The sequence below is a fragment of the uncultured Rothia sp. genome, assembly GCF_937976295.1.
In the GTDB taxonomy this organism is placed as follows: Bacteria; Actinomycetota; Actinomycetes; order Actinomycetales; family Micrococcaceae; genus Rothia.
The window spans coordinates 1-3,283 of the sequence record NZ_CALJRY010000105.1 but is presented as its reverse complement, the minus strand read 5'-3'; the positions used below and the strand labels follow the sequence as shown (position 1 = coordinate 3,283).

Genomic DNA, 3,283 nt, shown 5'->3' with positions numbered 1-3,283 from the left:
TTCGAAAAGCCACTTCTTTGGTGGCTTCTCGAAACACATGTGGCTTTTCGCCGTTCATAAAGGGAGGACCGGGAGAACTTTCGATAGGTTAGTGTCTTCGCCGTGGGTCTTTAACCCGTGGTGAAGACACTAACCTATCGACAGGGCCGTAACCTATCGAAGAATCCCCCGATCAACAAGCCCCCGCGCCCTCACCTTGTAACAACCCGTAACACCCCCTTGCAGTATACCCCCCTAGGGTATATACTGGAGTCATGGAAACCACCAACAACCAGTGCTGCCACAGCACATCCACCCAGGTCAGCACCGCATCCGGCGCCCCCACTGAAAAACCCACCGAGGCGCACACCGGCGCATGCTGCAGCGGCGAGGCGCCCGAAACCCAGTACGGTTACGCCTCCAACAAAGAGGCGCACCTCAAGCGCCTGCGCCGCATCGAAGGGCAGGTCCGCGGCATCGCCCGCATGGTCGACGAAGACAAGTACTGCATCGACATCCTCACCCAGGTTGCCGCGGTCTCCAAGGCGCTCCACGCCGTCTCCCTGAACCTGCTCGAAGAGCACATCGGCCACTGCGTGACCGGCGCCGCCGTCGAATCCGAACGCACCGGCGACCCGACCATCGCAGAGGCCAAGGTCAAAGAGGCAACCGCCGCAATCTCCCGCCTCATGCGCAGCTAAACGCCCCGCCCCTAAACACCGGGCGGCCCTAAGTTTTCAACCCATTACCGAAAGGAAATCATCATGAGCACCACCACCGTTAAGGCAACCGGCCTGACCTGCAACCACTGCGCTATGAGCGTCAGCGAAGAGGTCAGCGAAGTTCCCGGCGTGACCGGCGTGAGCGTGGACGTCGTCAAGGACGGCGTCTCCACCGTGACCATTGAGCACGAGGGCACCCTCAACACCCAGGCCGTCGCAGACGCTATTGTGGAGGCTGGCTTCACCCCCGCTGTCTAGCGCGGCAGCCGGCTCGATTAGGAGTCATCATGGCTTATCCTCCGCAGTACATTGCGATGGTTGTTGGCGCGGTCCGCACCCTTGTCGGCACCGAAAACGTGCACCTGCGCGACGCGATTGCCCGCGTTGCCAGGCAGATGAATCTGGATGCGGCGCTGGTCGATTCGTGGGTGAAGCAGAGCCCCGAATATACGGCGCGTGAGGATGCGCCCGGTGCAGCGCGACGTAGCGGCACGAGCGCGAATAAGCGTTCCGCCGAGCATGAGCAGGGCGTGAAGGCGCGCGAGAAGGCGAACGCTTCGCCGTTCCCGCGGGCTGCCGTGAAGCGTGCCTACGGCGTGTCTGATCGTGGCGCGAAGGTGACCGGTATTCGCCCGCATACGAGCAGGCCGGATGGGCTGCCCGGCGACCACTAAGCCGCCGTGTTCATAGCCGCCGCCTTACTCTCGCCACGTTCACAACCTCGCGGTTCACCCGCGGTTTTACCCGCGGCTTCGCCCTCGCGCGCCCTCGGCGCCGCGCCCTAATACTGCACTAAACACCACCGGGGCGGGGTCCTTCGGGGCCCCTCCCCCGGCTCGGTGTGTGCCTTTTTCTACCCTCCCGTTTTTGAGTTTTGAGGAAGTATTGTGTCTTCTACACATCCTTCACCAACCACCCGTGAGCCCTCATCACAGAGTGAGCGCTCTCTTTTTAATTCCGCCGGAACGGCCGTAAAATCAACGGAGTCAACCCGAATCATCCACGTGGATATTCAGGGTATGACCTGCGCATCCTGCGTGGGTCGCGTGGAGCGTAAGCTCCGCAAAATCCCCGGCGTTGACCCGGCGGTGAACCTGCCGCTGGAGTCGGCGCGCGTCATCGTGCCCGAGGGTGTGAGTGACGAGCAGATCGTTGAGACCATCAACAATGCCGGCTACACGGCGCACCTCAAAAACGGGCCGCGCGCGGGCGCTGGAACGAACGCGAGCGCATCCGGCGGCGGCAACCAGCACAGCACCCCGAGCATGAACGGCGGCTTTACCGACCGCATTATTTATGCGGCGATTTTGGGTGTGCCGATTTTCTTGATTTCGATGTTCCCGTCGTTCCAGTTCCCGAATTGGGGCTGGGTTGTGGCGGTTTTGACTGCGCCGGTCGCGTTTTGGTGTGCCGCACCGTTCCACCGTGCGGCGCTGATTAATGCGCGTCATGGCTCGTCCACGATGGATACGCTCGTGTCCCTCGGCGTGGTTGTGGCGTATTTCTATTCGCTGGCGCAGCTGCTCATGAATCCGGCGTTGACGGCGCATGCGCATCATGCGGACGGTAGTTTCTGGTCGATGTTTACCGGTAACCATGCGCCACTGTACTTTGATTCGGCGTCCATGGTGACTCTGTTCTTGCTGATTGGCCGTGCGATTGAGCACCGCACCCGCAACCGTTCTTCGGAGGCGCTGCGCACCCTGCTGAGCATGGGTGCGAAGGAGGCGACTCTGCTGCGCACCGATAAGCAGGGCGTGACGAAGCAGGTGCAGGTTCCGGTGGAGGACCTCATGCCGGATGATCTGTTCCTGGTGCGCCCGGGTGAGAAGATTGCCACGGATGGCGTGGTGGTCGAGGGTTCGTCGGCGGTGGATGCGTCCCTGTTGACGGGTGAGTCTGTTCCGGTGGAGGTGCATCCGGGTGATGCGGTCACGGGTGCCACGGTCAATACGTCTGGTTCGTTGACGGTGCGCGCGACCCGCGTGGGCGCTGAGACGACTTTGGCGAAGATGGGTGAGCTGGTGGCGAGCGCGCAGGAGACGAAGGCTCCGATTGCTCGTCTGGCGGATCGTGTTTCTGCGGTGTTTGTGCCGGTGATTTTGACGATTTCTGCACTGACTTTGGTCGGTTGGTGGCTGGTGTCTGGTGACGGTGCTGCGGCGTTTAATGCGGCGGTGTCGGTGCTGGTGGTGGCGTGCCCGTGTGCGCTGGGTTTGGCGACTCCGACGGCTCTGTTGGCGGGTACGGGTCGCGGCTGGCAGTTGGGCATTTTGATTCGTAATGCGCAGGTGCTGGAGGCGACGAGCACGGTTGATCGCGTGGTGCTGGATAAGACCGGTACCGTGACGACCGGTGAGATGTCTGTGGCGTTCTACGGCACTTTTGGTGACTACGAGTCGGCGGGTGATTTTGCCGGTATTTCGCCGGAATCTGCCGATTCTAAGAACGAGCGTTCCCTGTCTGTTTTGCGTGATGCTGCCGCCGTGGAGGCGCTGAGTGAGCACCCGATTGCCCGCGCAATTGCCGGTTTTGCCCGTGAGCAGGGCGTGCTGGCTGAGGGCGCTTCGGCGCCGAGCGTG

General features: G+C 61.8%; 4 protein-coding genes. All 4 read left to right on the top strand.

Translation table 11 applies throughout. The features are described from left to right. Positions 1-254: 254 nt before the first annotated feature. Positions 255-680 carry a metal-sensitive transcriptional regulator gene (locus Q0216_RS02730; RefSeq protein ID WP_298592736.1) on the top strand — a complete coding sequence of 142 codons (426 nt, stop codon included), beginning with the start codon at positions 255-257 and terminating at the stop codon, positions 678-680. A gap of 63 nt (positions 681-743) precedes the next feature. After that, positions 744-959, top strand: coding sequence for a heavy-metal-associated domain-containing protein (locus tag Q0216_RS02725; RefSeq protein ID WP_298592734.1), 216 nt, complete (start codon positions 744-746; stop codon positions 957-959). 29 nt (positions 960-988) lie between these two features. After that, entirely contained in the window at positions 989-1,375 is a 387-nt protein-coding gene (locus tag Q0216_RS02720) for a chorismate mutase (protein WP_298592732.1), read from the top strand. A 330-nt stretch (positions 1,376-1,705) separates the two neighbouring features. Beyond that, positions 1,706-3,283 (top strand): cation-translocating P-type ATPase (locus tag Q0216_RS02715; RefSeq protein WP_298592730.1); only part of this gene is annotated, 1,578 nt, incomplete at its 3' end.

What these genes read in the sequence shown, in the direction of transcription:
- Q0216_RS02730 (WP_298592736.1), top strand. Translation starts at nt 255, where the DNA reads ATGGAAACCACCAACAACCAGTGCTGCCACAGCACATCCACCCAGGTC.
- Q0216_RS02725 (WP_298592734.1), top strand. Translation starts at nt 744, where the DNA reads ATGAGCACCACCACCGTTAAGGCAACCGGCCTGACCTGCAACCACTGC.
- Q0216_RS02720 (WP_298592732.1), top strand. Translation starts at nt 989, where the DNA reads ATGGCTTATCCTCCGCAGTACATTGCGATGGTTGTTGGCGCGGTCCGC.